The organism is Blattabacterium cuenoti (assembly GCF_014251595.1).
Taxonomy (GTDB): Bacteria; Bacteroidota; Bacteroidia; order Flavobacteriales; family Blattabacteriaceae; genus Blattabacterium; species Blattabacterium cuenoti_Q.
In genome coordinates this window covers 420,945-446,348 of the sequence record NZ_CP059192.1, presented here as the reverse complement: position 1 = coordinate 446,348, position 25,404 = coordinate 420,945, and the positions used below count along the sequence as shown (strand labels likewise).

The window sequence follows — 25,404 nt, the reverse complement described above, 5'->3', positions numbered from 1 at the left end:
AATTTATATATATTTTCATTTTAATTTATAAATTAATAATTTTGTTTAAAAACAAATTTTATGACTTACTATTTAATTGTTGGAATTACTTTTTTGATAAGTCTTATTGTGAATACAATATTAAAAAATAAATTCAGAGTTTATTCTAAACTTTATTTAGATTCACATATGAGTGGAAAAGAAATAGCAGAAAAAATGTTAACTGATCATGGAATATGGGATGTTAAGGTCCTTTCTGTTGAAGGGGAATTAACTGATCATTATAATCCTATGAATAAAACAATTAACTTAAGTGAAAAAGTTTATAACGATAAAACGGCAGCTGCCGTTGCAGTATCTGCTCATGAATGTGGTCATGCTTTACAACATAGATTAGGCTATAATTTATTAAAATTACGAAATCATTTAATTCCCATTCTAAATTTTAGTTCTAGATTTGTGAACATAGCAATAATGTCTGGATTGACTGTTTTTTATAGTTCAGGAGGAAAAGATTCTTTAATTCTTAAATTAGGAATAGGTTTATTTTTTTTGGTTGTGGTTTTTTCTTTAATCACTCTACCTATAGAGTTTGATGCTAGTAATCGAGCTTTAACTTGGCTTAGAAATAAAAATGTAGTAAATCATCAAGAATATCATAAAGCAAAAGAATCACTAAATTGGGCTGCTATGACTTATGTTGTTTCTGCTTTAGGTAGTTTAGCTCAATTAATATATTTTTTGTCTATTTTTACTGGTGATAAAAAAGATGAACATTTTTAATTATTTTTTTTTTCTTTTTGTTGGAATTTCTTGGATTTGGACGAAGATTTCCATAAGTTTTATTTCTTATTTTTCCTCTTCTAGTTTTTTTATCTCCTTTCCCCATATTGATTTTTTTGTATAATTAGTTTTTTTAATAATCGATGTGTTTTTTTTGCTTGATTTTTTAAATGATACGTAGATAAATAATTATGAATAATAAGATTAGATCTTTTTTTTCTTTTCTTATTAGATATTTGATTTTTTAAACGATTTATAATTTGATTTTCATTTAAATTATCTCTTTTTATTATTCTTTTGATTATATTTTTTTGGGATGAAATTATAGTAATAATAAAATCACATTCTTTATAACTTTGACTTTCAAATAAAATAGCGGATTCTTTGATTACATATAATATTTTTTTTTATGATCTTGTGTTAGAGATGATATCCATTGTTGAAAATCAAGAAAAACCCATGGATGTACAATATTACATAATAATTTTAATGCAGTAGGATATTTAAATACAATATTAGATAAATAAGTTTTATTTATTTGATTTTTTTTATCATAAGAATTTTTTCCAAAATATTTTATGATATTTTGTTTTATAATTTCTATTTGATTCATTAATATTTTTCCTCTTTGATCTGAATAATAAATAGGGACACCTTTTTCACAAAAAAAGGAAGTAAATAAACTTTTACCAGATCCCATTTTTCCCGTTATACCTACTAATTTTATTTTTCTATTCTTTATTTTTTTGATCATAACTTATAGTTTTTTTTTGATTATTATTATTAGCATGATTATGATGATAACGTAATTGTGTTAATTCTTTTGATATTGTATTTTTTTCAAATTTTATTTTTCCTGTAACAGTTTCTAGTATACAAAAATGATCTGTAATATCTGTGATTTTACCATGTATTCCTGAATTCGTTACGATGTAATTTCCTATTTTTAAATTTTCCTGAAATTTTTTTTCGATTTTTTGTTTTTTTATTTGAGGACGTATCATGAAAAAATAAAATATAATGAAAATCAAAACGAACATCCAAATGGTGTTTGTAATAGAATTTTGTTGTAATGAAAAAAACATAAAAATCATATTATTTTTTTTTGAGTAAATTTTACATTAGTCCTTTTCCGATTTTGAATATTTTATTTTTTTTATATAAAAATTTAAATATTTGATCTAATATACCATTAATAAAAATTTTACTTTTTTCCATACAAAATATTTTTGTAATTTCTATATATTCATTCATAGTTGCTTTGGGCGGTATATTTGGAAAATATAAAAATTCACAAATTGCCATTTGCAATATAATTAAATCTATAATTGCAATTCTTTTTATATCCCAATTATTCGATATGTCATTAATTAAATTATTAAATTCTTCTTTATGAAAAATTGTATTTCGATACAAATCGATGATAAATTTTCTATTGTCATTATTTTTATAAATATTATATAATTTAAAATTTTTTGGTGTAGAATGATTTATAAACTGTAAAGTTTTACATACCATAGTATGCGCTATGTATAAATTTTCTTCTCCGTTAAAGTAGTATAAATCTTCTATATATTCTCCCAATTTTTTATTTGGAATAATAAAATTTTTATAATATTTTATTAAAAATCTTTTTTCTTCTTCAAAAGAAGAAGAATTTGTTCTAGAATATTTAGAGCAAAAATCATATTTTTGCATTTCTTGCAACAATATAAAGATATATTCGTCTTGTTGCTTCCATAAAATTTTTTCCGAATTTTTTGTAGAATGATATTCTTCTGCTAAATATTTATTTTTGGATAAAATTTTTATGACTGAATTACATGCAAATTTTTGTATGATATTTCTTTCGTTATTATTATTAAAAAAATAATTTTTTTTTAAAGCATTTTCTCTAATTTTCAAAATTAAATAAAGAAAAAAAATGTACAAATTATGCAATGATTCAATACTTTGAAGCATATTTTTTTCAACTTTATTTGAATCCATTTTAGATAAATATTGAGCATATAAAAATTGTAAACTTCTTATTCTAAAGTGTCGTCTAATTGACATTTTTGATTATAATAATGTTGATTTTTTATGCACAAAAAATTTTTCGTACAATTATATAAATAAAAAATCAAAACTTAAAAAGTTTGTATTTTTGTATATTATATGAGTAGTTTATTTACTTTTAGCAAAAGGTATTGTCAAAAGTACAAATTTCGTTTGTGTATAGGATTTTTTCTAATTTTAGTATCAAATATTTTAACTCTTCTTCCTATTCCTTATATAGGAAAATCTGTTAATAGCATAAAAAATCTGTTTATAAACTTTTCAAATACATCAAATTCTCTTTCTATTTATTCTTTAAAAAAAGACATTTGTATTTATACCAGTATCATATTAATAGTTCCAATTATAGGTGGATTTGTAAGATATCATATGCGACAATGTATAATTACTACATCTAGAATGATAGAATTTGATATTAAAAATGATATTTTTTTACATTATCAAAAGTTAAGTTTATCTTTTTATAAAAAAAATTCTACAGGGGATTTAATGAATCGACTTACAGAAGACGTTTCTTTTATAAGACAATATATTGGTCCTGGAATAATGTATTTCTTGAATCTTATAATTCTTTTTTTTATGGTATTTATGCAAATGTTACGGATTCATAAAATGCTGACTTTTTATGTCATTTTACCTATTCCTATTCTTTTTATTTTTATTTATTATATTAGTGTTTTCATTACTAGTAAAAGTGAAAAAGTTCAGAGTTTTCAATCTATTATTTGCTCCTTTATACAAGAAACTTTTTCAGGAATTCACATAATTAAATCATTTGTATCTGAATCTTTTTTTAAAGAAAAACACAGAAAGATTATATTAAAATATCAAAAAAAAAATATAGAACTAGCTAAAATTGATACTATATTATCTTCTATTATTATATTTTTTATAGGAGCTTGTCATTTACTAATTCTTTTTTTTGGAGGAAAAAAATATTTTGAAGGAGAGATAAAAGAAATTGGAACCATTGCGGAATTCTTCACATATATAAATGTGTTAATTTTTCCTTTTATTATATTAGGATGGGTTGTTTCTATTGTAGAAAGAGCTAAAGTATCACAAATTCGTATTTGTGAATTTTTGAAAGAAAAACCTGAGATATCAAATAATAATCATATAAAAAATAAAATTTTTGGAAAAATTCAATTTAAAAATGTAAGTTTTTTTTATTGTAACAATAGTCATCAAATAAGTGTGAATAAAAATATTAAAAATGAAACTATTAGTAAAGTATCATTCACTTTAATGAAAGGAAAAACTTTAATTTTAACAGGAGAAACAGGATCTGGAAAAACAACTATAGGAAAATTAATATCTCGTTTGTATGATCCGAATCAAGGAGAAATATTAGTAGATAATTTATCTTTAAAAAATCATAATTTATATGATTTTAGAAAAAATATTGGTTATGTTCCTCAAGAGTCTTTTCTTTTTTCAGATTCTATTTATAATAATATAGCTTTAGGAAGTGTAAATCAACCTACTCCATATAAAGTATATAATGCAGCTAGAATAGCTATGATAGAAAATGATATTCTCAATTTTAAAGAAGCGTATGATACTATGATAGGGGAAAGAGGAATTACTTTATCTGGAGGACAAAAACAAAGAATATGTATAGCCAGAGCAATTATAAGAAATCCTAAAATTCTTTTATTTGATGATAGTTTTTCCGCTATCGATCAAAAAACTAGAAGACTTATTATTCATTCTATTAAAAAAAAAATGAAATATACCACTATTATTATTATCACTCACGATATTTCTTATATTTCTGATTTTGATTTATTTATTGTTTTAAAAAATGGAAAAATATCAAAAATGGAAAATCATAATATTTGTTTATAAAATTTAAATCTAAATAATTATGATAAAAAAAGTAGTGTGGACCATTTTTTTTGTTTAGATTTGCTTAATTAGGATTATAATATTTTTTGAAATGGACGAAAAAGAAAATATCAAAGAAAGAAATGAAATTTGTTCACGAACTCTAAAAACTGGGAGCCGAACTTATTTTTTTGATGCAAGAGAAACAAGAGCAGGTGATTATTATTTAACTATAACTGAAAGTAAGAAAAATTTTTCTGAAACAGGAGAAATATCTTATAAAAAACACAAAATTTATTTGTATAAAGAAGATTTTTCAAAATTTCAAAGTATACTTGATGATATGATTCGATTTATTATTCATGAAAAAGGAAGAGAAGTTATTTCCGAACGTCATCAAAAAGATTTTAAAAGTCATACTACATATAATCAAGAAATTAAGGATGTACAAAAAAAAACATCAGAGATAAAAAATTTCACAAATATTAATTTTGAAGATATTTGAAAAATTAATATGTTTTAATTTTAATCTCAGTTTTTTTAATCGAGTTTATATAGGTTTTAGTAGTTATAGAAAAAAATAATGAAATACTTTAAATTTATTTTCAGATGGAGATCTGGTTAAACAAATAAGATAATCAGATTTAATGGCTTTTTTTTTGTTATTTTATTATGTTTAATGGAATATATGAAAAATTATATAAATATAATGAATGATATTAATACTTTCATATTTGATGTAGATGGAGTATTAACAAATTGTACTTTAAATTTATTTCCAGATGGAAATTTAGTTAGACAAATGTTTGCTAAAGATGGATATGCAATAGCATTGGCAAAAAAAAGGGGATATAATTTATGTATTATCACAAGAGGGTCAGATTTAATGGTTTTTAGACGTTTAAGAGGTTTAAATATTCGTTACATTTATCAAGGAGTAGATAATAAAAAAAAATATTTGGATGAGTATTGTAATATTTTAAATATTACCAAAGAAAAAATACTTTATATGGGAGATGATATTCCTGATATTGAGGTCATGAAATCTGTGGCTTTACCTTGTTCTCCAATAGATGCAGTTCAAGAGGTCAAAAACATATCTAAATATATTTCACCTAAGAAAGGAGGAAGAGGATGCGTAAGAGATGTTATTGAGCAAACTCTCAAAATTCAAAAAAATTGGTTTTAATTATCAACAAATATCAACAAAAAAAAATAGTGTCTTAGACACTATTTTTTTTTGTAACTGTGTATGTTTATATATTATTACATCATTCCACCCATACCACCTCCTCCAGCTCCGGGCATTGGAGGGGATACATTTGGTTCATCTTTTTTTATTTCTGTAACAACACATTCCGTAGTTAATAACATTCCTGATACAGAAGCAGCGTTCTCCAATGCAACTCTAGCCACTTTAGTTGGGTCTATAATCCCTTCCACTATCATATTCTTATATTCTCCAATTTTAGCATCATATCCAAAATCACCTTTTCCTTCTGCTACTTTAGCCACAACAACAGATCCTTCTCCACCTGCATTAGCTACGATTTGACGTAATGGTTCTTCAAGAGACCTTCTAACTATTTGTATACCAGTATCTTGATCGACGTTGTCCCCTGTTGTATTTTCTAAAGATTTTATAGCACGAACTAAAGCTACACCCCCTCCTGCAACTATACCTTCTTCTACGGCTGCTCTAGTCGCATTTAATGCATCATCAACTCTATCTTTTTTTTCTTTCATTTCTACTTCAGATGCCGCTCCAACATAAAGAACAGCTACTCCTCCAGCTAATTTTGCAAGACGTTCCTGTAATTTTTCTTTATCATAATCAGATGTTGTAGATTCTATTTGTGCTTTAATTTGATCTACACGTCCTCTAATATCCTTTTTGTTTCCTCCTCCATTGACTATAGTTGTATTATCTTTATCTATGATAACTCTTTCGGCTTTTCCTAACATATGCAATTTTACATCCTCTAATTTACTTCCTGTTTCCTCAGAAATTACAGTACCTCCTGTCAAAATAGCAATATCTTCTAACATAGCCTTTCTTCTATCACCAAAACCAGGAGCTTTAATTGCTGCTACCTTTAAAGTTCCTCGTATTTTATTAACGACTAGTGTTGCTAAAGCTTCTCCTTCTACTTCTTCAGAAATAATCAATAGAGGTTTACCAGATTGTGCTACAGGTTCTAATATAGGCAACAAATCTTTCATTGCTGCTATTTTTTTATCAGATAATAAAATTTGTGGTTGATCAAACTCTGTTATCATTTTTTCAGTGTTTGTAACAAAATAAGGAGATTGATAACCTCTATCAAACTGCATTCCTTCAACAACATCTACAGACGTATCTGTTCCTTTCGCTTCTTCAACAGTAATAACACCCTCTTTTCCTACTTTTTCAAAAGCATCAGCAATCAAAGCTCCAGTTTTTTCATCATTATTTGCAGAAATAGAAGCTACTTGTTTTATTTTTTCTGTATTTCCTCCTACTTCTCTAGATTGTCTTTTTAAATCTAATACAACCACTTCTAAAGCTTTATCTATTCCTCTTTTTAAATCCATAGGATTAGCTCCTGCCGCCACATTTTTTAATCCTTCTCTCACAATAGCTTGAGCTAATACCGTCGCAGTTGTTGTTCCATCTCCAGCTACATCATTAGTTTTAGAAGCCACTTCTTTAACCATTTGAGCTCCAAGATTTTCTATTGGATCTTCTAATTCTATTTCTTTAGCAACGGTTACTCCATCTTTAGTAACTTGAGGGCCTCCAAAAGATTTTTGTAATACAACATTACGACCTTTTGGTCCCAAAGTGACCTTAACTGCATTTGCTAATGCATCGACTCCTTTTTTTAATTTATCTCTTGCTTCAATATCAAATTTAATATCTTTTGCCATAATTTTTAAATTTTAATGAATTTTCCTAAATATGAATTATATGATAGCTATTATATCAGATTCTCGCATAATGAGATATTCATATCCTTCCCATTTTAATTCTGTTCCAGAATATTTACCATATAAAACTCTATCTCCTTTCTTGAGACTCATAGGTTCATCTTTTTTTCCTTTTCCTACTGCGATGATGGTCCCTTTTTGTGGTTTTTCTTTTGCCGTATCAGGAATAATAATACCTGAAGTTGTTTTTGTTTCAGCAGGATCGGGTTGCACAAGAACACGATCTGCTAAAGGTTTAATCTTTACTTCCATCATATTACAAATAATTTTTAAAGTTAACGGTTCTAATCGTTAATAGAGCCAAAAACATGCCAAATAAAAAAACTTTAAATTTTTTTTCATTTAAAGAACATTAAATGTCATTATGACATATTTTTTTTCAATGTTTTGATTTTAGTAAAAAATTGAAAAACAAAATTAAAAAAAATATAATAATGGATAAAGACCATGTTATATTCTCCAAAAATGTATTTGTTCTTTTAATTCCAAAAAATCTAAAATTTTTTTCCATAAAAGATTGATAAATACTTTCTTTTTTAGGATTTTGTATTAATATAACCAAAGAAAGCAAAAGAGATGTTATAATAATAAAAAAACCAAATATAATTATGGATATATTTTCCATTTATTTATTCTTTTTAATTATTTTTTAATCATTGTCAAAATCACGAAATATTTTATGATATACCTGAATTGTTAACTTTTCTATAATTTTATCAATAATTTCTTTTGAAAAAAGATTTTTTTTGTTGTTATAAAATTGTTCAGAAACAGTAAAAGATTTCTCCCAACTTTTTTCCGGTTCCAAATTATCTCTATAACATATTTTAGCTGTTACTTTAATTTTTTTCAATGGATAATCTTCCATTGGAATAACAGCATAATTCAAAAATACTCCTTCCAAGACAACGTCTCCGTCTTTTAATACCAAATTAGAAGGATTATGTTTCATTATATAATTTTCAATGCTTTTTTTGAAATCAAAAGAAATAGATCTTTGAGGTATATTAACTACTTCTGTAATCTCTCCTATTTCTATTGTTTTTCTTCCATTTAAAAGCGATGATAAAGACGAATGATAACAACCAACTATCATAGACATAAAAATAAAAACAAATAAAATGTTTCTATAAGCTATTTTATAAGCCATATTGTTTAATTTTTCTATATAATGTTCTTTCTGAAATTCCTAATTCTTTTGCAGTTTTTCTTCTTTTACCATTATTTTTTTTTAAAGCCCTCTGAATAAATTCTATTTCTTTTTTTTGTAAAGAAAAAGAAGATAACTCACTTTTAGATAAATCTTCTTCTACTTCTTCATAATCTAAATCCTCATCTTCATCAGATTTAGATGTATCTTCCAATTGAAAAATTGAATCATCTCTATTATGAAATATTTTTCCAAAAACTTTTTCCATTAGTTGTTGATTTTCTTCAATAAACCTAGGATTAGAGTTATTTTTTATTAATTGAAAAGTAATATTTTTTAAATCATTCAAATTTTTTTTCATATCAAATAGAATTTGATAAATAAAATCTCTTTCCCTATTATGAAAAGATGTTTCTATTATATTATTATGATTAGAAAAAGATATTGATGGTATATTTTCTGGAATGTATTCTTTTAACTTTTCCACAGAAATTTCACGTTGGGTTTCGACTACAGATATTTGTTCTGTTAGATTTTTTAACTGTCTGATATTACCAGGCCAAGAATAATTTTCCAAATATTTTAAAGATTCTTCAGTCAGCCTTACTGGAGGCATATGATATTTTTCCGAAAAATCATTAGAAAATTTTTTAAATAAAAATTTAATATCATTTTTACGGAAACGTAAAGAAGGAACATTAATTTGTACAGTGTTAAGACGATAATACAAATCTTCTCTAAACTTCCCCCTTTGTATAGATTCTGTCATATTTAAATTAGTAGCAGCCACAATACGTATATTGGTTTTTTGAATTTTAGAAGATCCTACTTTAATAAATTCCCCAGATTCCAAAATTCGAAGAAGACGTACTTGTGTCGTTAAAGGTAATTCTCCTACTTCGTCTAAAAAAATAGTGCCATCATTTGCTCCTTCAAAATATCCTTTTCGCATACTTGTAGCTCCTGTAAAAGAACCTTTTTCATGTCCAAAAAGTTCACTATCAATAGTTCCTTCTGGAATAGCTCCACAATTTACCGCAATATAAGCATGATGCTTTCTAGAAGAGTGTTGATGAATAATTTTGGGTATAAATTCTTTTCCGACTCCACTTTCTCCAAGAACTAATACTGAAATATCAGTAGGTGCTACCTGAATGGCTTTTTCTAAGGCTCTATGCAAAGCGTAATCATATCCGATGATTCCAAATTTTTGTTTGATATTTTGGATTGAAATGGACTCCATATTTTTTTATTATTTGCAAAATTCTCCTATTAAAGTTGCAGATGTGGTATCTGTTATTTTTACATAAGCTAGATCTCCTATGTTTAGGTTTTTTTTAGGAAAGACTACAACTAAGTTCTGTGAGTTTCTTCCATACCAATATTGATTATTTTTTTTTGATTCTCCTTCTATTAAAACTTCTTCTATTTTTCCTAAATGCTCTTTCATTCTGTAGAATGAATGATTTTTTTGTAAATCAATAATCTCTTTTAATCGTCTTTTTTTTATTTTTGTAGGAACATTGTCTTTTAATCTTCTATATGCATAAGTTCCAGGTCTAGGCGAGTAAGAAAACATGTATCCATAATTATATTTAATTTCATTCATTAAACTTATAGTATCTTGGTGATCTTCTTCGTTTTCATTACAGAATCCAGTCATAATATCATGAGAAATAGAACATTCAGGGATAATACTTTTAATTTTTTTAACCAAAAAAAGATATTTTTCCCGTGTATATTTTCTATTCATTAATTTTAATATTTTATTACTTCCAGATTGAACTGGTAAATGAATATGTTTACAAATGTTTTTGTATTTAGAAATGACTTTTAATACTTCATCAGACATATCATGAGGATTAGATGTAGAAAATCTAATTCTCATAAAAGGAATTTCTTGAGCTAATAGATTCAAAAGAATTGAAAAATCTACAGTATTTTTATAATTTGAGATCAAATTATTATGATCTATCCATAGATAAGAGTCTACATTCTGTCCAAGAAGTGTTATTTCTTTATATCCATTTTTATATAAACGTTTACATTCCATAATTATGGAATATGGATCACTACTTCTTTCTCTTCCTCTGGTAAAAGGCACGATACAAAATGTACACATATTATTACAACCTCTTGTAATGCTTAAAAAAGTTGTTATTTTATTATTTCGTTGTTTAGTTTTCACAAAACTTATATCTGCATAGGTTTCATTTTTATTTTCAACATGATCATATTGTTTTCCAATTATAGAATAATTAATAAAATTATGTATTTCTCTATAAGAATTGGGATTTACAAAAAAATCAACTATTTTATGTTGTAAAAAAATATTTTTGATTTGTTTTGAAAAACATCCTATAATTCCAATCCAAATTTTTTTCTTTTTTTTTAAAAATTTTAGTTGTTCTAATCTTTTTTTAATAGTTAATTCTGCTTTTTCTCGAATAGAACAAGCATTTAATAATATTATATTTGCTTGATTTAAATTTTCAGATAAAATAAAACCATTATTTAATAAAATCGAATTAATGATATCACTATCTGATATATTCATTTGACATCCATAATTTTCAATATAAACACTTTTTTTTTTCATAATTTAAATATATACATAAATGTTATTATGTCATAAATGAAAAAAAATTCATATATGAAGATTTTTTTTTGCAAAAAAAATCATATTTTTTTTACCCGTTGATTTTTCTTTAACATTAGAAAGTTTTACTACTGATATCCATTTTTTTTTTTCTTCTGGAAGTGTTTTTACCATTTTAATGACAATCTTCATAGAAGGAGCACCAACATCATTAGTAAAATTAGTTCCTATTCCAAAACAAGTGTTTATTTTTTTTTTACAAAAAGAAGAAATATAAGCAACTTTATATGGATCAAGATTGTCTGAAAATATAATTTTTTTTCTTATAGGATTAATTTTAAATTTTTTATAATGTTTTATGGTTTCTTGAGCGAAAAAAATGGGATCTCCGCTATCATGTCTTACTCCTTTAAAAAGAGTTGAAAGTCTTTTGTTAAAATTTTTGAAAAAAATTGGAGAAGTATATGTGTCAGATAAAGCTATTCCTAAATTTCCATTATAAATGTTAAGCCAATTTTCCATAGCTATACGATCAGCTATGTTAAATCCATATTTTGCTGCATGAAACATAATCCATTCGTGTCCTTGAGTTCCTATTGGTTTTATTGAAAAAATGTGAGAAAGATGAACATTGCTACTTCCTATAAAAAAAGGATTTCCTTTTTTTGTTAATGTTTTTAACACCCATTTTTGTACTTGATAAGAATACCTTCTTCTGGTTCCATATTCTCCAATTTTTACTTGTAATTTTTTATAAATTTTTAATTTTTCTTTTGTGATATTTGTAATTTTTTGTTCCGATATTTTTTTAGATTCTGTTAATCTATAATATAATTCAGATATAATAGCCATTAAAGGAACTTCCCATAATATAGTCCTACTCCATAATCCTTCTATATACATTCGTATATTTTTTCCTTTTTGAAGAATGTTGACTTCTTTTGGATTGTATTGATATTTATTTAAAAAATCTAAATAAGAGGAATCTAAATAGGGACAATATTTTTCTAAATAAATTCTTTCTTCATTTGAAAGTTTTAAATGTGCCATTTTATCTAGATTTTCTTTTAAAATTTGAGCAAAATTTTTAGGAAAAGAGTGTCGTCCTCTATTTATAAATTCATATTTGGCTTTTGCTAGTGGAAAAAGTTTAATTACAGCATTTTGCATTGTAAATTTATAAAAATCATTATCCAATAATGATGATATAATAATAGAATAATCATTCATACAAAATGTTATTTATTATAAATAAATTAAAAATTTTTACAAAAAAAATGAATTAGTATTTTTTAAGTCAAAAATATATTTTTCTGTTTTAGAAAAAATATTTATCTAAATTTGCTTTTAAAACAATTTATTTTTAATATGGACAACACGAAACTATACGTAGGTAATTTATCTTATGATATGACAGAACAAGAATTGAAAAAATATTTTGAATCTGTAGGAGAAGTGACTCATGCCAAAATTATTTTTGATGAATCTTCTTCAAATAAAAGAAGTAAAGGTTTTGGATTCATAGAGATGTCTAATGAAGAAAATGCAAAACAAGCCATAGAAAAATTGAATGGAACAGAATTTATGGGAAGAAATATTATTGTATCCGCAGCTAGACCAAGAGCAAAAAAAGATTATTAGTTATTATTTTATCTTTTATCTTTATGTTTATATACGCTTACATCTGTTTTATTATTTAATTAAAAATATATATAAGGAAACTAATCTATGAAAAAATTATATGGAACAGGTGTAGCGTTGGTTACTCCTTTTAAAAAGGAAGGAAACATTGATTTCAATGGACTTGAGAAACTTGTAAAATATGTTGTAAATAATAATATTGACTATTTGGTAGCATTGGGTTCTACAGCGGAAACAACGACCTTAAGTAAGGAGGAGAGATGGGATGTTGTAAAATGTATTCAAAGTGCTAATTATAAAAAACTACCTTTGGTATTAGGAATAGGTGGAAATAATACGGAAGATGTGATAAATAAAATAAATAGCATAAAAAATTTATCTGATTTTTATGCTATTCTTTCGGTTTCTCCCTATTATAATAAACCTTCTCAGGAAGGAATATATCAACATTTTAAATCGATAGTTAATTGTACAGAAGCAGACATTATTCTCTACAATGTACCTAAAAGAACAGGTTCCAATATTATACCGGAAACTGTTTTACGTTTAGCTGATGATTTTAAAAATATAATAGGAATAAAAGAAGCTTCTGGTAATGTTTTACAATCTTATAGAATTTTGGAACATAAACCTGAAAATTTTAGTGTAATATCAGGAGATGATTTGATATCTTTACCTATTATATTAGGAGGAGGATCTGGTGTTATTTCTGTAATAGCTCAAGGTATTCCTGACAAAATATCTAACATGATTTCTTTTGCAATTGATCATAATGTTAAAAAAGCTTTTTCTATTTTTTATAATATTATTGAAATAATAAATTTGATTTATGAAGAAGGAAACCCGACAGGAATCAAAACTTTTTTAGACATAATCGGAATATGTAATCCATATGTAAGATTACCATTATTAGTTGGAACTTCATCTTTAAGAAAAAAGATGTTACATTTATTAAATGAAATTAATAAGTAAAATATGCTTAGTGAAAAAATAGAGAAAGGATTAATTAAACAATTAAATAGAGAATCGGAATCTTCTCAATTGTATTTATCTATGGCGTTTTGGGTTGAAAAAAAAGGTTATGAAGGAATATGTGAATTTTTATATGATCATTCAAATGAAGAAAGGATTCATATGTTAAAATTAGTCAGATACATTAATAAGAGAGGGGGGAATATTGTTTTAAATGGTATATCAATTATAAATGTAACGTATCAATCTTTGAAAGAATTATTTATAAAATTACTTGGACATGAAAAGAAAATTTCTCAAAAAATTAATTATTTGGTAGAAATTTCATTACAAGAAAAAGATTATTTTACATATAATTTTTTGCAATGGTATGTTGAAGAACAAATTGAAGAAGAAGCTTTGATTAAAACGGTATTGGATAAAATAGAATTAATAGGAGAAGATAAAGGGGGGTTATATTTTTTTGATCAAAACATGAAAAATTTTCATAAAAAAAAAAATTGTGATTAAAATTATTTATCTGATATTGACAATATTATTTATAAGTTTTTTTTTTGAAGGATGTTCTATTTTATCAGAAAAAAAATCTGATTTTTTAGAATCAGGAGAGAGTACTTTGTTTGAAAAGGGAAAACGTGATTATCTTTCATCTTTAAATTTCAATTTAGATCAAACAAAGACCAATCTTGCAATTAATGAACTGAATCAGTTTATCAAAGAACATCCTGATAGTTCAAAAGTAAAAGAAGCTTATGACTTGATTCAAAAATTGTTGAAAAAAATCGAACAAAAAAACTATTACATTGCTAATTATTATTTTATAATGCATAAATATAAAGCAGCTTTGATTTATTTTCAAGATTTTATAAATCAATTTCCAAAAACTTCTTTTAAAGAAAAAGTTTTGTATAAAATTTGTGTATCTCAATATCAGATTTCAAGAAAAGAAGATTTTTTTAAATCATATAATGAATACATAAAAAATTTTCCAAATTCTAATAATGCAAAAAAATTAAAAATTTTGTACAAAAAATTAAATTAATAAAGACTATAACTTAATTAAGTTATTAAATATGAATTTTTTAAGAAATATTAATGCTCCAATAAATACGCAAACGATAGATCGTGTTCAGTTGGAAAAAAAATCAGGAAAAAATATATATGAAACTATATGTATTTTAGAAAAAATAAGCCAAAAAATTAATAATCAAATTAAAGAAGATTTATATGATAAATTGGAAGAATTCAATATTTTGAGCAAAAACAATCTAGAAGAAGTTTTCGAAAATAAAGAACAAATAGAATTGTCAAAATTTTATGAAAAACTGCCAAAATCTACATCTATTTCTATTCAATATTTATTAGATGGAAAAATAAAAATTTAGTTATTTGATTTTGTTTTTAAAATCTTTTATAAATCTTGCCAATCCTATGTTAGTCAATGGATGATTCAATAAAGAATAAATTACATTTATGGGAGAAGTAACGGCATATACCCCAATTTTAGCACATTCTACAATATGTAAAGGAGAACGTATGGAAGCTGCTAATATTTTAGTTTTAAAGTAATAATTATCATATATATTTTTTATTTCTTTTATTAAACTCAATCCATTATAAGAAACATCATCTAATCTACCCAAAAACGGAGAAACATAATCAGCTCCGGCTTTAGCAGCTACTAGAGCTTGTCCCGTAGAAAAAATAAGAGTACAATTAGTTTTAATTTTTTTTCTAAAAAAATATTTAATAGCCATGACTCCATTTTTTGTCATAGGTATTTTTACTACAATTTTTGGATGTAAAGAAGCGAGTTTTTCTCCTTCTTGAATCATATCAGTATAATCGCTACTGATAACTTCTGCGCTTACATTTTCATCGTTTTTGAGACGTTTGCATATAGATATGTAATGTTGATAAATTTCTTTTTGGTTATAAACAGATTCTTTTGATATTAAAGAAGGATTTGTGGTAACTCCATTTAGCATTCCTAACGATCTTGCTTCATCAATTTCTTTTAAATTAGCTGTATCTATAAAAAATTTCATAACTTTCTTTTCTTCAAAGTGGACAAATTTATAATATTTTTCAACAAATGTAAAGAACTTTTAATTGTTTTTTTAAAATTAAACAGAAATTTCCGTAAATTTAAAGTAAAAGTATTTATTTACTTATACTTATATAACGATTATGCATTTTGATGTTATTATTTTAGGAAGTGGTCCTGGAGGTTATGTAGCTTCTATACGTGCAGCACAACTTGGAATGAAAACAGCTCTTCTTGAAAAAGAATCTGTTGGAGGAGTATGCTTAAACTGGGGGTGTATTCCTACTAAATCACTTCTCAATAGTGCAAAAATTTTACAATCCATAAAAAAAAATGGGGAATTATTTGGAATAAAAAGTGAAAATATTGAAATAGATTATCCAAAAATACTTTCTAAAAGTAGAAATGTTGTTGATAAAATAAAAAAAGGAATTTTATTTTTAATGAAAAAAAATGGAATCCATGTTATTTATGGAAATGCAAAATTAAAAAAAGGAAAAAAAATAGAAGTTTTAAAAAATGATAAAAGTATAGCAGAATATTCAGCTTCACATGTTATTATTGCTACTGGATCAATTCCCAAAATTGATCCCAAATTTCAATGTGATGGAAAAAAAATTATAACATATAAAGATGCTTTATCATTACCTTCATTACCTAAAAGAATGATAATTATAGGTTCTGGATCTATAGGTTTAGAATTTTCTTATTTTTATCATTCTATGGGAACGAAAGTTACGATCATAGAAATAAGTTCTAAATTATTTCCTCATATAGATAATGATATATCTGATTTTTTAAAATATTCTTTCGATAAAATTGGAATCACAAATTATGTATCTTCTAACATAAATAATATCACTTATCATAACGGTATTTATGAAGTTGGCATTAAAACATTATTTTCCAATAATATTTTATTAAAAGCAGATACTATATTATGTGCAATGGGAGTTATTCCTAATACTGAATATATTGGACTGGAAGAAATCGGTATTCAAACGGAAAAAGGTTTTATAGTTGTGGATGAAAATTACCGTACAAATATTAATGGATATTATGCAATTGGAGATATAATTAAAAGTCCTTCACTTGCACATGTAGCCTCACATGAGGCAATAAATTGTATTGAAAATATAAAAGGTTTAAATTGTCAAAAAATAGATTATAATAATATTCCTAAATGCGTTTATTCACTTCCTGAAATAGCCTCAGTTGGTTATACTGAAAAAGAATCTAAAGAAAAAGGATTTCGAATAAAAGTAGGAAAATTTCCTTTTAGTGCTTTAGGTCGAGCTATTTCTGATGAAAATACTGATGGTTTTGTAAAAGTAATTTTTGATGATAAATATGATGAATGGTTAGGATGTCATATGATAGGTAATCATGTAACAGATTTAATTTCAGAAGTAGTAGTTGCTAGAAAATTAGAAGCAACCAGCTATGAGATTTTAGGAAGCATACATCCTCATCCTTCATTAAGTGAATCTATCATTGAATCTGTAGCTAATGCTTATGGAAAGGCCATTCATTTGTAAATAAATCAGTTTAAAAAATACTGATTTTTTTATTTTTCCACACATATATGTTTTGTTATACTATTTTACACGAATAATAAAAATCCATCTTATTCTACTATGTTTTTTGTTTTTTTTTGCATAAAATCCATAATTTTTATTATTTTATGATACATATTATATTATTTGGACCACCAGGTTGTGGAAAAGGAACTCAAGCTAAAATCATATCAAATAAATTTGGGTTTATACACCTATCTACTGGAATGATATTTAGAGATCATATGAAAAAAAAAACAAATCTAGGAAAATTAGTTAGTTATTATATAAATCAAGGAATATTAGTTCCTGATATAATTACTACAAATATGTTAAATATAGAAATAAAAAAACACTTTCAATCCAAAGGAATTATTTATGATGGATATCCTAGAACCCTAACCCAAATTTTTTCTTTAGAAAAAGTTTTAAAGAAATTTGGATTAGGTAAAATTAATATAATTTTTTATTTTTTTATTCAAAAAAATTTAATAATACATAGATTATTGAAAAGAGGAAAAACAAGTCATCGTAATGATGATATAGATATTATGACAGTTCAAAGAAGAATAGAAGAGTATGACCAAGAAACTTCTTTAATATGGAAAAATTATAAATGGAAAAATAATATAATAAAATTAAATGCGGCTTTATCTGTAGAAGAAATTTCTACTTTTATAGAAAAAAAAATTATGAATTTATTATATTAATTAAATGACATGAAAAATTATTTTGTTGATTTTATAAAAATTTATTGTAAAAGTGGAGATGGAGGAGCTGGATGCGTTCATTTTTATAGAGATCGATATATAATTAAAGGAGGACCTGATGGAGGAACGGGTGGAAAAGGAGGAGATATTGTTATTCAAGCGAATTCTCATATTTATAATTTCTTACATTTGAGATATCATAAACATTGGATAGCTAAATCGGGATTTCCAGGAAAAAAAAATAATATAACTGGAGCTAATGGAAAAAATTTATTAATAGAAGTTCCCATAGGGACTATAATAAAAGATGAAAATAAAAATGTAATAATGGAAATAACCCAAAATTTTCAAAAAAAAATTTTATTTGAAGGAGGATTAGGAGGAAAAGGAAATACATTTTTTAAAAATTCAGTTTGTCAATCTCCTTATTATGCACAACCGGGAATTAAAACAAAAGGAAAATGGATTTTTTTAGAATTAAAAATCTTAGCAGATGTAGGATTTGTAGGTTTTCCTAATGCTGGAAAATCTACTTTACTTTCTGTAATTACAAAAGCAAAACCTAAAATAGGAGATTACGCTTTTACAACTAAAAAGCCAAATTTAGGAGTGGTAGAAATCGATTTTAATTCTTTTTTAGTAGCTGATATTCCTGGAATTATAGAAAACGCATCTAAAGGAAAAGGTTTGGGTCTTCATTTTTTAAGACATATAGAACGAAATTCAGTTTTGTTATTTTTAATTTCTTCAGATACAAAAAATAAAAAAAAAGAATATTTCATTTTATTAAATGAATTGAAAAAATTCAATTTAAATCTTTTAAAAAAAAAACGTTTATTGGTGATATCTAAATCAGATTTAATAGATAATAATCAAAAAAAAAAAATAAGAAAAATTTTTTTTGAATTAAAAGAAAATATTATTTTTATTTCTTCTTTTACAAAAAAAGGATTATCAGAATTAATCAATAGATTATGGGATCTTATTCAACAATGATTAAGAATAAGAAAGTTTTTGTTTGACTATATTTCTATCTATATTCAATACAGGTTTAATGTTTTCTATGTCGAACATATAATCTAAAAATATTTTTTCACAAAACGTTCGTAAACCTCTTGCTCCCAAACCCAGTTGAAAAGTTTTGTCTGCTATAATATTTAATGCTTCGTCTGTTATATTCAAAGAGATATTATCCATGTCAAATAACTTTTGATATTGTTTGATTAAAGCATTCTTGGGTTCTACTAAAATTTTTTTCAATGTCTTTTTATTGAGAGGATTTAAATAAGTAACAATAGGAAATCTTCCTATAATTTCAGGAATTAATCCAAATTTTTTTAAATCTTCCGCAATAATATTTTTTAAATAATTTTTTTCTTTATTTATTCTTCTTTTTTTTTGTTTTTGAGTTAAAAAACCTATAGACATTTTTTCTATTCGATCAGAAATAATTTTTTCTATACCATCGAAAGTTCCTCCAGCTATGAATAAAATGTTTTCAGTATTGATTTGTATCATTTTTTGATCTGGATGTTTTCTCCCTCCTTGTGGAGGGACATTAATTACAGATCCTTCTAATATTTTTAGTAAAGCTTGTTGTACTCCTTCACCAGATACATCTCTTGTAATAGAAGGGTTATTATTTTTTCTAGAAATTTTATCTATTTCATCTAAAAAAATTATTCCTTTTTCAGCAGAAAAAATATCATAATTAACAGATTGTAATAATCTAGTTAAAATAGATTCAACATCTTCGCCTACATATCCTGCTTCAGTTAAAGCAGTTGCATCAGCTATAGCAAAAGGAACTTTTAAAAGTTTTGATATGCTTTTTGCTAATAAAGTTTTACCTGTTCCTGTTTTTCCAATTAATAATACGTTAGATTTTTCTATTTCTATATTTTGATAATCATGATTATGATTTTGTTTTTGGATACGTTTGTAATGATTGTAAACAGCAACAGATATAATTCTTTTAGCTTCGTTTTGTTCTACAATATATTTATCTAAAAAAGATTTTATTTCTTTAGGCTTTTTGATTTCTTTTAAAAACTCGTTATGAGTTTCATTATTCTTATTATTTTCGTGAATATTTTTTCCCAAAAATTTTTTTTGAATTATGGAATAAGTTTTTTCTATACAATAGTTACAAATATGTCCGTTAATTCCTGATATAAGAAAAGTGATGTCATTTTTACTTCTTCCACAAAAATTACATTTTAAGAAATCTTCCATAAAAATTCACTATTACACAAGGAGCAAGCTTAATTACATCACATCGCTACGACCTAATTACCTTTGCTGTGTTCCCACCCTGGAGGTTTGACTAGGGAGCTGATTGTGTAGGACTTGCTCCAAGTTTGGTAAATATAAAAAAAAAATCATAAATTCTCTTTTGAAAAAAGATAATTATCTATTTTTATTCTAAAAAAAACGAAAAAATTAGGTTATTTTACTTTTATAAATGGAAACAAAATATATTTTTGTTACAGGAGGAGTTACTTCTTCTTTGGGAAAGGGAATAGTTTCGGCTTCTTTAGGAATGTTATTAAAAGCCAGAGGTTATAAAGTTTCTATATTAAAATTAGATCCTTATTTTAATGTAGATCCAGGGACTCTGAATCCTTATGAACATGGTGAATGTTTTGTTACTGAAGATGGATCAGAAACAGATCTGGATTTAGGACATTATGAACGGTTTTTAAATCAATCAACAAATAATAAAAATAATGTTACATCGGGGTTAATATATAAAACAGTAATAGACAATGAAAGAAAAGGAAATTATTTAGGAAAAACAGTACAAGTTATTCCTCATATAACTAATGAAATTAAAAGAAGAATTAAAATTTTTGAAGAATCAAAAGAATATGATATTGTTATTACTGAAATTGGAGGAACTGTGGGTGATATAGAAAGTTTACCTTACATTGAAACCGTACGTCAGTTAAAATGGGAATTAGGAAAATATAATGGATTGGTTATTCATCTTACATTACTTCCATATATTATAGTTACAGGAGAAATTAAAACAAAACCAACACAACATTCTATTCGAAATTTAATGGAAAATGGAGTACAAGCAGATATTCTAGTTTGTCGAACCGAAAAACATATATCCGATAATATTAGAAAAAAATTAGCTTCATTTTGTAATGTAAAACCAAATCATGTTATTGAATCAATAGATACTAAAATTATATATGAAATTCCTTATTTATTACACTTACAAAATTTTGATAAAGTAGTATTAAATCATTTAAATTTATCTACTATTACTATTCCAGATTTAAAAAAGTGGAAAATTTTTATTAAAAAATATAAAAACCCTAAACATGAAACTAAAATAGCGTTAGTTGGAAAATATGTTTCTTTACGTGATTCTTACAAATCAATTACAGAAGCTTTAATTCATGCAGGAACAGAAAATGAAACTTATGTAGATATAAAATGGATTTATTCAGAAATGATCCAAGAAAGAAACATAAAAAAATATTTTAAAGGAATTTCTGGAATTTTAGTTGCTCCAGGATTTGGAAATCGAGGAATAGAAGGAAAAATACTTGCAGCAAAATATGCAAGAGAAAATAAAATTCCATATTTTGGAATATGTTTAGGAATGCAAATTGCTGTCATTGAATTTGCTAGAAACGTTTTAGGATTAGAAAAAGCAGAAAGTTGTGAAACCAATCCAAATACATTTTATCCAGTAATAAGTTTGATGAAAAAACAAAAAAAATTAACTCATACAGGAGGAACAATGCGTCTAGGAAATTGGAAGTGTTCTCTTGTAGAAGGCTCTAAAATATTTTCTATTTATGGAGGAAAAAAAGAAATTTTTGAAAGACATCGTCATAGATATGAATTCAATAATAATTATTTGGAATATTTTTCTAATGCTGGAATGAAAGCGGTTGGAGTAAACCCAGAAACAGGTTTAGTAGAAGCATTAGAATTGGAAGATCACATTTTTTTCTTGGGAGTTCAATATCATCCGGAATATAAAAGTACAGTTACTAATCCACATCCCTTATTTATTAATTTTATTCAAGTTTCTATAGATACTCAGAATTCTTCTTATATATGAAGGATAAAAATTTAGATTACAGTTCTATAATAGGATTGATTCTTATATTGTTTGTTTTAATAATTTTTACTTATATAAACAATAATAATGATAATAATTTTTCTACAAAACTAGATTTTAACCATAAAAAATTATTTGAAAAGGAAAAAATTTTTTTTACAGATAAAAGAAAAAAAAATGATTTTTTCTTACTAGAAAATAATGTTCTTAAAATTAAGATATCTAGTATTGGCGGAGTAATTCATGATGTTTTTTTAAAAAAATACAAAGCATATGATCCTTTATCATTTTTTCATACTAACAACCTTCATTTGATAAAAAATTCTAATTTTTTATACAAATTATCTTTTTTAAATCAAAAAAAACTAAAATTTGATACAAATACTTTATATTTCAATCTTTTTTCATTAGAAAAAAATAAAATATCAGGAATTACTACTCTTATTATTAGAGCTAAAAATCCTTATGGAAATGGAAAAGGATATTTAGATTACATTTATACAATAGGAGAAAAAAATCAGTATGATATTGGCTTTTCTATTAAAAGCAGAAATTTTTATTCTAAATTTAATAAGGGTTTTTATCTCAATTTAGACCATAAGCTTTTTCCTTTAGAAAAGGATAGAGATTGGGAGAATTCTTATACTCAAGTATATTATTCTTATAAAAATAATTTGAATAATGACATCAAATATTTATCTGAAAAAAAGACGGAAGATAAAAATATATATAGAGTGAATTGGATTGCTCACAAACAGCAATTTTTTTCTTTTATATTGATTCCAGAAAAAATATTAAAAAATGTTTTTGTTAAATCTGAAAATTTTTCATCAGGAGATATACTCAAAAGAATTCAATTTAAAACTTTTATAAATACGGAAAATAATGAAGGATTTTATCTTTCTTTTCGTTTTTATTTTGGTCCTTTAGATTTAAATTTATTAAAACAATATCAGAATGGATTCGAAAATATTATTCCATTTGGATGGGGATTTCTCAAGTGGATTAATAAATATTTTTTTTTAATAATTTTTGAATTTTTGGAAAAAACGAATTTAAATTATGGAATAATTATCATTTTAATGACTGTTGTTGTAAAACTTATATTATCTCCTATTGCTTATAAACAATATAAGTTAAGTGCTACAATGAAATTAATTCGTCCAGAAATCGAAAAATTAAATGAAAAATATAAAGAAAATATTTTAAAAAAACAAAGAGCTATAATGGAATTATATCATAATGTAGGAATCAATCCAATGTCTGGATGTATTTCCACATTATTTCAAATTCCTATTTTTTATTCTTTATTTAAATTTTTTCCTACTATAATTAATTTAAGAGGAAAATCTTTTTTATGGGTAGAAGATCTCACTTCATATGATTCAATTTTAAAGTTACCTTTTTTTATTCCTTTTTACGGAAACCATGTAAGTTTACTAACTTTATTGTATTCTTTTGCTTTATTAATTTATACAAAATTGAGTAATAATGGAAAACAAGATTTTTATAAAAAGGAAAATGATTATTCTATTCCTGATATGAATTTTTTATTATATTTAATGCCTATTATAATGTTATTTTTTATAAATAGTTATGCTTCTGCTTTATCTTTATATTATTTTACATCTAACATAATTAATATTGGATTTTTCTTTTTTATTAAAGAATTTATGTTAGATGAAAAAAAAATTTTTATGAAAATACAAGAAAAAAGAATTATAAAACATAATTATTGGAAAAATATAATTAAAAAAATAGAAAATAAAAAATATAAGAATCCTACAGAATGATAAATTTTATTTCTTTATGATCAAAAAAATAAAGTTTATTATCAAATTCAACCATTAATAATCCTTTATTTGTTATTGATCGTATTATTCCTAATATATAATTATTTGTTTTGTAAATATAAAAAAGAGAGATTCTATTTTTCAAATAGAGATAATGGATATAATATTCTCGTATAAATCTATCTCCATTAATTATAAAAAAAAAATATTCTTTTTGAATGGAAGATATAATTTTATAAAAAAGAGAATCTAAATCAAAATTTAGATTAAAAATTTTTTCTAAAGAAGAAGCATTCCATTTTTTTTGAAATTTTTGTTGATAGACATTTAAACCTATACCAATAATAATAGCATATATTTTTCTTGAAAAAATACTATTTTCTATTAATATTCCACCTATTTTTTTATTATTGATGATAATATCATTAGGCCATTTGATCCAAATTTTTTCTTTATTTTCGGAATTATAACATTTGGATAAAGCTTTATGAACTGCATTGATTATCAACATATTTACAATATATACTTTTTTTATATGTAAAGTTTTAATAGGTTTCAAAACAATGCTAAAAGTTAAATTTCTCTTCTTTTCTGCATGCCAAAAGTTTTTATTCATTCCGATTCCTTTAGTTTGATTCATCGTCCAAATGACTATCCAATTATATTTTTCATGAATACATTTTCTAGCATATTGATTTGTAGAATTAATTTCTTTTAAAATAATTAGATTTATAGGCCAAATAAATTTTTTCAAAATGTTTTTTATATTGGGATATTTCACTTCTTTGATACGAAAACCTTATTTTTGTTTTTTTGAAATAAATTTTAAAAATAAAAAATACTTGTTTATAATAATATTAAAAAATAATTTTTGTTTTGCTATTAGATAAAATAATAGAAGGAATTCAAATGGTAAAAGGGGAAAATATCTCTATCATAAATTTAAAAAATAAAAAAAATTTTATTTGTGATTATTTTGTTATTTGTAATGGAGTTTCTCACAATCAAGTATATGCTATTTCTCAATCCATCGAAAAAGTAACGATAGAAAAATTAAAAAAAAGACCTTGGCATGTGGAAGGTTTAAAAAATAAAGAATGGATTTTAGTTGACTATATTTCTATTGTTGTTCATATTTTTCAAAAAAAATTAAGATTATATTATGATATAGAAGATCTTTGGAATCACGAAAATCATGATTCATAAAAAACCAGGTTTTTATTAAAATT

At 24.4% G+C, this 25,404-nt stretch carries 30 protein-coding genes and 1 other RNA gene; 15 read left to right on the top strand and 16 right to left on the bottom strand.

All coding sequences use genetic code 11. The annotated features are described in order from the left end of the window. Positions 1 to 60 precede the first annotated feature (60 nt). The gene (locus tag H0H66_RS02200; RefSeq protein ID WP_185857815.1) at positions 61 to 762 is read left to right on the top strand and encodes a zinc metallopeptidase; all 702 of its coding nucleotides are present in this window, start codon (positions 61 to 63) and stop codon (positions 760 to 762) included. Here H0H66_RS02200 and H0H66_RS02195 read toward each other — a convergent pair. Genes H0H66_RS02195 through nusB form a run of 5 tightly spaced genes read right to left on the bottom strand, consistent with a single transcriptional unit; the run spans position 731 to position 2,817 of the window. Continuing rightward, positions 731 to 868 carry a 30S ribosomal protein THX gene (locus tag H0H66_RS02195; protein WP_185857814.1) on the bottom strand — a complete coding sequence of 46 codons (138 nt, stop codon included), beginning with the start codon at positions 866 to 868 and terminating at the stop codon, positions 731 to 733. The two genes, H0H66_RS02200 and H0H66_RS02195, sit on opposite strands and share 32 nt — an antisense overlap. After that, entirely contained in the window at positions 852 to 1,097 is a 246-nt protein-coding gene (locus H0H66_RS03120) for a dephospho-CoA kinase (RefSeq protein ID WP_262887076.1), read from the bottom strand. Before H0H66_RS03120 ends, H0H66_RS02195 begins: the two co-directional genes overlap by 17 nt. A gap of 53 nt (positions 1,098 to 1,150) precedes the next feature. Continuing rightward, on the bottom strand, positions 1,151 to 1,516 hold the full coding sequence (locus H0H66_RS03115) for a dephospho-CoA kinase (RefSeq protein WP_262887072.1): 366 nt from the start codon (positions 1,514 to 1,516) through the stop codon (positions 1,151 to 1,153). Then, positions 1,494 to 1,847, bottom strand: coding sequence for a preprotein translocase subunit YajC (gene yajC, locus H0H66_RS02185; protein ID WP_185858245.1), 354 nt, complete (start codon positions 1,845 to 1,847; stop codon positions 1,494 to 1,496). Before yajC ends, H0H66_RS03115 begins: the two co-directional genes overlap by 23 nt. A gap of 31 nt (positions 1,848 to 1,878) precedes the next feature. Further along, entirely contained in the window at positions 1,879 to 2,817 is a 939-nt protein-coding gene (nusB, locus tag H0H66_RS02180; RefSeq protein ID WP_185857813.1) for a transcription antitermination factor NusB, read from the bottom strand. A 102-nt stretch (positions 2,818 to 2,919) separates the two neighbouring features. On the opposite strand from nusB, the gene H0H66_RS02175 reads away from it, so the two are divergent. The 3 genes from H0H66_RS02175 to H0H66_RS02165 all read left to right on the top strand — a co-directional run bounded on the left by H0H66_RS02175 (position 2,920) and on the right by H0H66_RS02165 (position 5,839). Next, positions 2,920 to 4,671, top strand: coding sequence for an ABC transporter ATP-binding protein (locus H0H66_RS02175; protein ID WP_185857812.1), 1,752 nt, complete (start codon positions 2,920 to 2,922; stop codon positions 4,669 to 4,671). Positions 4,672 to 4,762: 91 nt separating this feature from the next. Beyond that, positions 4,763 to 5,155 carry a DUF3276 family protein gene (locus tag H0H66_RS02170; RefSeq protein WP_185857811.1) on the top strand — a complete coding sequence of 131 codons (393 nt, stop codon included), beginning with the start codon at positions 4,763 to 4,765 and terminating at the stop codon, positions 5,153 to 5,155. Positions 5,156 to 5,359: 204 nt separating this feature from the next. Continuing rightward, the gene (locus H0H66_RS02165; RefSeq protein ID WP_394366937.1) at positions 5,360 to 5,839 is read left to right on the top strand and encodes a KdsC family phosphatase; all 480 of its coding nucleotides are present in this window, start codon (positions 5,360 to 5,362) and stop codon (positions 5,837 to 5,839) included. 77 nt (positions 5,840 to 5,916) lie between these two features. On the opposite strand, the gene groL is transcribed toward H0H66_RS02165, so the two are convergent. From groL to pncB, 7 genes are all read right to left on the bottom strand, one after another. Beyond that, the gene (gene groL / locus H0H66_RS02160; RefSeq protein WP_185857809.1) at positions 5,917 to 7,560 is read right to left on the bottom strand and encodes a chaperonin GroEL; all 1,644 of its coding nucleotides are present in this window, start codon (positions 7,558 to 7,560) and stop codon (positions 5,917 to 5,919) included. 36 nt (positions 7,561 to 7,596) lie between these two features. Further along, positions 7,597 to 7,875 (bottom strand): co-chaperone GroES, encoded by a 279-nt coding sequence (locus H0H66_RS02155; RefSeq protein ID WP_185857808.1) that lies wholly within the window; start codon positions 7,873 to 7,875, stop codon positions 7,597 to 7,599. A 124-nt stretch (positions 7,876 to 7,999) separates the two neighbouring features. After that, complete coding sequence (secG, locus tag H0H66_RS02150; protein WP_185857807.1) at positions 8,000 to 8,245, bottom strand: preprotein translocase subunit SecG; 246 nt, start codon at positions 8,243 to 8,245, stop codon at positions 8,000 to 8,002. Positions 8,246 to 8,269: 24 nt separating this feature from the next. Then, positions 8,270 to 8,770, bottom strand: coding sequence for a hypothetical protein (locus H0H66_RS02145; RefSeq protein ID WP_238785044.1), 501 nt, complete (start codon positions 8,768 to 8,770; stop codon positions 8,270 to 8,272). After that, entirely contained in the window at positions 8,760 to 10,013 is a 1,254-nt protein-coding gene (locus H0H66_RS02140) for a sigma-54 interaction domain-containing protein (RefSeq protein ID WP_185857806.1), read from the bottom strand. The genes H0H66_RS02145 and H0H66_RS02140 overlap by 11 nt, the downstream gene beginning before the upstream one ends. Positions 10,014 to 10,022: 9 nt before the next feature. Then, complete coding sequence (gene miaB / locus H0H66_RS02135; RefSeq protein WP_185857805.1) at positions 10,023 to 11,369, bottom strand: tRNA (N6-isopentenyl adenosine(37)-C2)-methylthiotransferase MiaB; 1,347 nt, start codon at positions 11,367 to 11,369, stop codon at positions 10,023 to 10,025. Between the two features lie 48 nt (positions 11,370 to 11,417). Continuing rightward, entirely contained in the window at positions 11,418 to 12,599 is a 1,182-nt protein-coding gene (gene pncB / locus H0H66_RS02130; RefSeq protein ID WP_185857804.1) for a nicotinate phosphoribosyltransferase, read from the bottom strand. 138 nt (positions 12,600 to 12,737) lie between these two features. On the opposite strand from pncB, the gene H0H66_RS02125 reads away from it, so the two are divergent. The 5 genes from H0H66_RS02125 to H0H66_RS02105 all read left to right on the top strand — a co-directional run bounded on the left by H0H66_RS02125 (position 12,738) and on the right by H0H66_RS02105 (position 15,367). Then, complete coding sequence (locus tag H0H66_RS02125) at positions 12,738 to 13,010, top strand: RNA recognition motif domain-containing protein (RefSeq protein WP_185858243.1); 273 nt, start codon at positions 12,738 to 12,740, stop codon at positions 13,008 to 13,010. Positions 13,011 to 13,097: 87 nt separating this feature from the next. Further along, positions 13,098 to 13,982, top strand: a complete 885-nt coding sequence (gene dapA, locus H0H66_RS02120; protein WP_185857803.1) for a 4-hydroxy-tetrahydrodipicolinate synthase — start codon at positions 13,098 to 13,100, stop codon at positions 13,980 to 13,982. A 3-nt stretch (positions 13,983 to 13,985) separates the two neighbouring features. Further along, complete coding sequence (locus H0H66_RS02115) at positions 13,986 to 14,492, top strand: ferritin (protein WP_185857802.1); 507 nt, start codon at positions 13,986 to 13,988, stop codon at positions 14,490 to 14,492. Further along, entirely contained in the window at positions 14,485 to 15,024 is a 540-nt protein-coding gene (locus H0H66_RS02110) for an outer membrane protein assembly factor BamD (RefSeq protein ID WP_185857801.1), read from the top strand. Before H0H66_RS02115 ends, H0H66_RS02110 begins: the two co-directional genes overlap by 8 nt. A 31-nt stretch (positions 15,025 to 15,055) precedes the next feature. Further along, entirely contained in the window at positions 15,056 to 15,367 is a 312-nt protein-coding gene (locus H0H66_RS02105; protein ID WP_185857800.1) for a hypothetical protein, read from the top strand. On the opposite strand, the gene fsa is transcribed toward H0H66_RS02105, so the two are convergent. Further along, entirely contained in the window at positions 15,368 to 16,030 is a 663-nt protein-coding gene (gene fsa, locus H0H66_RS02100) for a fructose-6-phosphate aldolase (protein ID WP_185857799.1), read from the bottom strand. 142 nt (positions 16,031 to 16,172) lie between these two features. Here fsa and lpdA point away from each other — a divergent pair, with 142 nt between their 5' ends. The 3 genes from lpdA (at position 16,173) to obgE (ending at position 19,291) form a co-directional block, all read left to right on the top strand. After that, positions 16,173 to 17,567 (top strand): dihydrolipoyl dehydrogenase, encoded by a 1,395-nt coding sequence (gene lpdA / locus H0H66_RS02095; RefSeq protein ID WP_185857798.1) that lies wholly within the window; start codon positions 16,173 to 16,175, stop codon positions 17,565 to 17,567. Positions 17,568 to 17,713: 146 nt separating this feature from the next. Beyond that, a complete protein-coding gene (locus H0H66_RS02090; RefSeq protein ID WP_185857797.1) occupies positions 17,714 to 18,295 on the top strand; it encodes an adenylate kinase family protein in 582 nt (193 codons plus the stop codon). A 9-nt stretch (positions 18,296 to 18,304) separates the two neighbouring features. Next, the gene (obgE, locus tag H0H66_RS02085) at positions 18,305 to 19,291 is read left to right on the top strand and encodes a GTPase ObgE (RefSeq protein WP_185857796.1); all 987 of its coding nucleotides are present in this window, start codon (positions 18,305 to 18,307) and stop codon (positions 19,289 to 19,291) included. On the opposite strand, the gene clpX is transcribed toward obgE, so the two are convergent. Both clpX and ffs read right to left on the bottom strand, forming a co-directional pair. Further along, positions 19,292 to 20,530 (bottom strand): ATP-dependent Clp protease ATP-binding subunit ClpX, encoded by a 1,239-nt coding sequence (clpX, locus tag H0H66_RS02080; protein ID WP_185857795.1) that lies wholly within the window; start codon positions 20,528 to 20,530, stop codon positions 19,292 to 19,294. A gap of 18 nt (positions 20,531 to 20,548) precedes the next feature. Then, an RNA gene (ffs, locus tag H0H66_RS02075) (signal recognition particle sRNA small type) lies at positions 20,549 to 20,650 on the bottom strand. Between the two features lie 109 nt (positions 20,651 to 20,759). Here ffs and H0H66_RS02070 point away from each other — a divergent pair. Then, positions 20,760 to 22,382 carry a CTP synthase gene (locus H0H66_RS02070; protein ID WP_185857794.1) on the top strand — a complete coding sequence of 541 codons (1,623 nt, stop codon included), beginning with the start codon at positions 20,760 to 20,762 and terminating at the stop codon, positions 22,380 to 22,382. Next, positions 22,379 to 24,175 carry a YidC/Oxa1 family insertase periplasmic-domain containing protein gene (locus H0H66_RS02065; RefSeq protein WP_185857793.1) on the top strand — a complete coding sequence of 599 codons (1,797 nt, stop codon included), beginning with the start codon at positions 22,379 to 22,381 and terminating at the stop codon, positions 24,173 to 24,175. The genes H0H66_RS02070 and H0H66_RS02065 overlap by 4 nt, the downstream gene beginning before the upstream one ends. On the opposite strand, the gene H0H66_RS02060 is transcribed toward H0H66_RS02065, so the two are convergent. Next, the gene (locus H0H66_RS02060; RefSeq protein ID WP_185857792.1) at positions 24,165 to 24,929 is read right to left on the bottom strand and encodes a biotin--[acetyl-CoA-carboxylase] ligase; all 765 of its coding nucleotides are present in this window, start codon (positions 24,927 to 24,929) and stop codon (positions 24,165 to 24,167) included. The genes H0H66_RS02065 and H0H66_RS02060 overlap by 11 nt on opposite strands. Before the next feature lie 122 nt (positions 24,930 to 25,051). Here H0H66_RS02060 and rsfS point away from each other — a divergent pair, with 122 nt between their 5' ends. Beyond that, positions 25,052 to 25,381 carry a ribosome silencing factor gene (rsfS, locus tag H0H66_RS02055; protein WP_185857791.1) on the top strand — a complete coding sequence of 110 codons (330 nt, stop codon included), beginning with the start codon at positions 25,052 to 25,054 and terminating at the stop codon, positions 25,379 to 25,381. The last annotated feature ends 23 nt before the right edge of the window (positions 25,382 to 25,404 follow it).

Coding starts and splice junctions, on each gene's coding strand:
- H0H66_RS02200 (WP_185857815.1), top strand. CDS start 61: ATGACTTACTATTTAATTGTTGGAATTACTTTTTTGATAAGTCTTATT.
- H0H66_RS02195 (WP_185857814.1), bottom strand. CDS start 868: ATGGGGAAAGGAGATAAAAAAACTAGAAGAGGAAAAATAAGAAATAAA.
- H0H66_RS03115 (WP_262887072.1), bottom strand. CDS start 1,516: ATGATCAAAAAAATAAAGAATAGAAAAATAAAATTAGTAGGTATAACG.
- yajC (WP_185858245.1), bottom strand. CDS start 1,847: ATGTTTTTTTCATTACAACAAAATTCTATTACAAACACCATTTGGATG.
- nusB (WP_185857813.1), bottom strand. CDS start 2,817: ATGTCAATTAGACGACACTTTAGAATAAGAAGTTTACAATTTTTATAT.
- H0H66_RS02175 (WP_185857812.1), top strand. CDS start 2,920: ATGAGTAGTTTATTTACTTTTAGCAAAAGGTATTGTCAAAAGTACAAA.
- H0H66_RS02170 (WP_185857811.1), top strand. CDS start 4,763: ATGGACGAAAAAGAAAATATCAAAGAAAGAAATGAAATTTGTTCACGA.
- H0H66_RS02165 (WP_394366937.1), top strand. CDS start 5,360: ATGAATGATATTAATACTTTCATATTTGATGTAGATGGAGTATTAACA.
- groL (WP_185857809.1), bottom strand. CDS start 7,560: ATGGCAAAAGATATTAAATTTGATATTGAAGCAAGAGATAAATTAAAA.
- H0H66_RS02155 (WP_185857808.1), bottom strand. CDS start 7,875: ATGATGGAAGTAAAGATTAAACCTTTAGCAGATCGTGTTCTTGTGCAA.
- secG (WP_185857807.1), bottom strand. CDS start 8,245: ATGGAAAATATATCCATAATTATATTTGGTTTTTTTATTATTATAACA.
- H0H66_RS02145 (WP_238785044.1), bottom strand. CDS start 8,770: ATGGCTTATAAAATAGCTTATAGAAACATTTTATTTGTTTTTATTTTT.
- H0H66_RS02140 (WP_185857806.1), bottom strand. CDS start 10,013: ATGGAGTCCATTTCAATCCAAAATATCAAACAAAAATTTGGAATCATC.
- miaB (WP_185857805.1), bottom strand. CDS start 11,369: ATGAAAAAAAAAAGTGTTTATATTGAAAATTATGGATGTCAAATGAAT.
- pncB (WP_185857804.1), bottom strand. CDS start 12,599: ATGAATGATTATTCTATTATTATATCATCATTATTGGATAATGATTTT.
- H0H66_RS02125 (WP_185858243.1), top strand. CDS start 12,738: ATGGACAACACGAAACTATACGTAGGTAATTTATCTTATGATATGACA.
- dapA (WP_185857803.1), top strand. CDS start 13,098: ATGAAAAAATTATATGGAACAGGTGTAGCGTTGGTTACTCCTTTTAAA.
- H0H66_RS02115 (WP_185857802.1), top strand. CDS start 13,986: ATGCTTAGTGAAAAAATAGAGAAAGGATTAATTAAACAATTAAATAGA.
- H0H66_RS02105 (WP_185857800.1), top strand. CDS start 15,056: ATGAATTTTTTAAGAAATATTAATGCTCCAATAAATACGCAAACGATA.
- fsa (WP_185857799.1), bottom strand. CDS start 16,030: ATGAAATTTTTTATAGATACAGCTAATTTAAAAGAAATTGATGAAGCA.
- lpdA (WP_185857798.1), top strand. CDS start 16,173: ATGCATTTTGATGTTATTATTTTAGGAAGTGGTCCTGGAGGTTATGTA.
- H0H66_RS02090 (WP_185857797.1), top strand. CDS start 17,714: ATGATACATATTATATTATTTGGACCACCAGGTTGTGGAAAAGGAACT.
- obgE (WP_185857796.1), top strand. CDS start 18,305: ATGAAAAATTATTTTGTTGATTTTATAAAAATTTATTGTAAAAGTGGA.
- clpX (WP_185857795.1), bottom strand. CDS start 20,530: ATGGAAGATTTCTTAAAATGTAATTTTTGTGGAAGAAGTAAAAATGAC.
- H0H66_RS02070 (WP_185857794.1), top strand. CDS start 20,760: ATGGAAACAAAATATATTTTTGTTACAGGAGGAGTTACTTCTTCTTTG.
- H0H66_RS02065 (WP_185857793.1), top strand. CDS start 22,379: ATGAAGGATAAAAATTTAGATTACAGTTCTATAATAGGATTGATTCTT.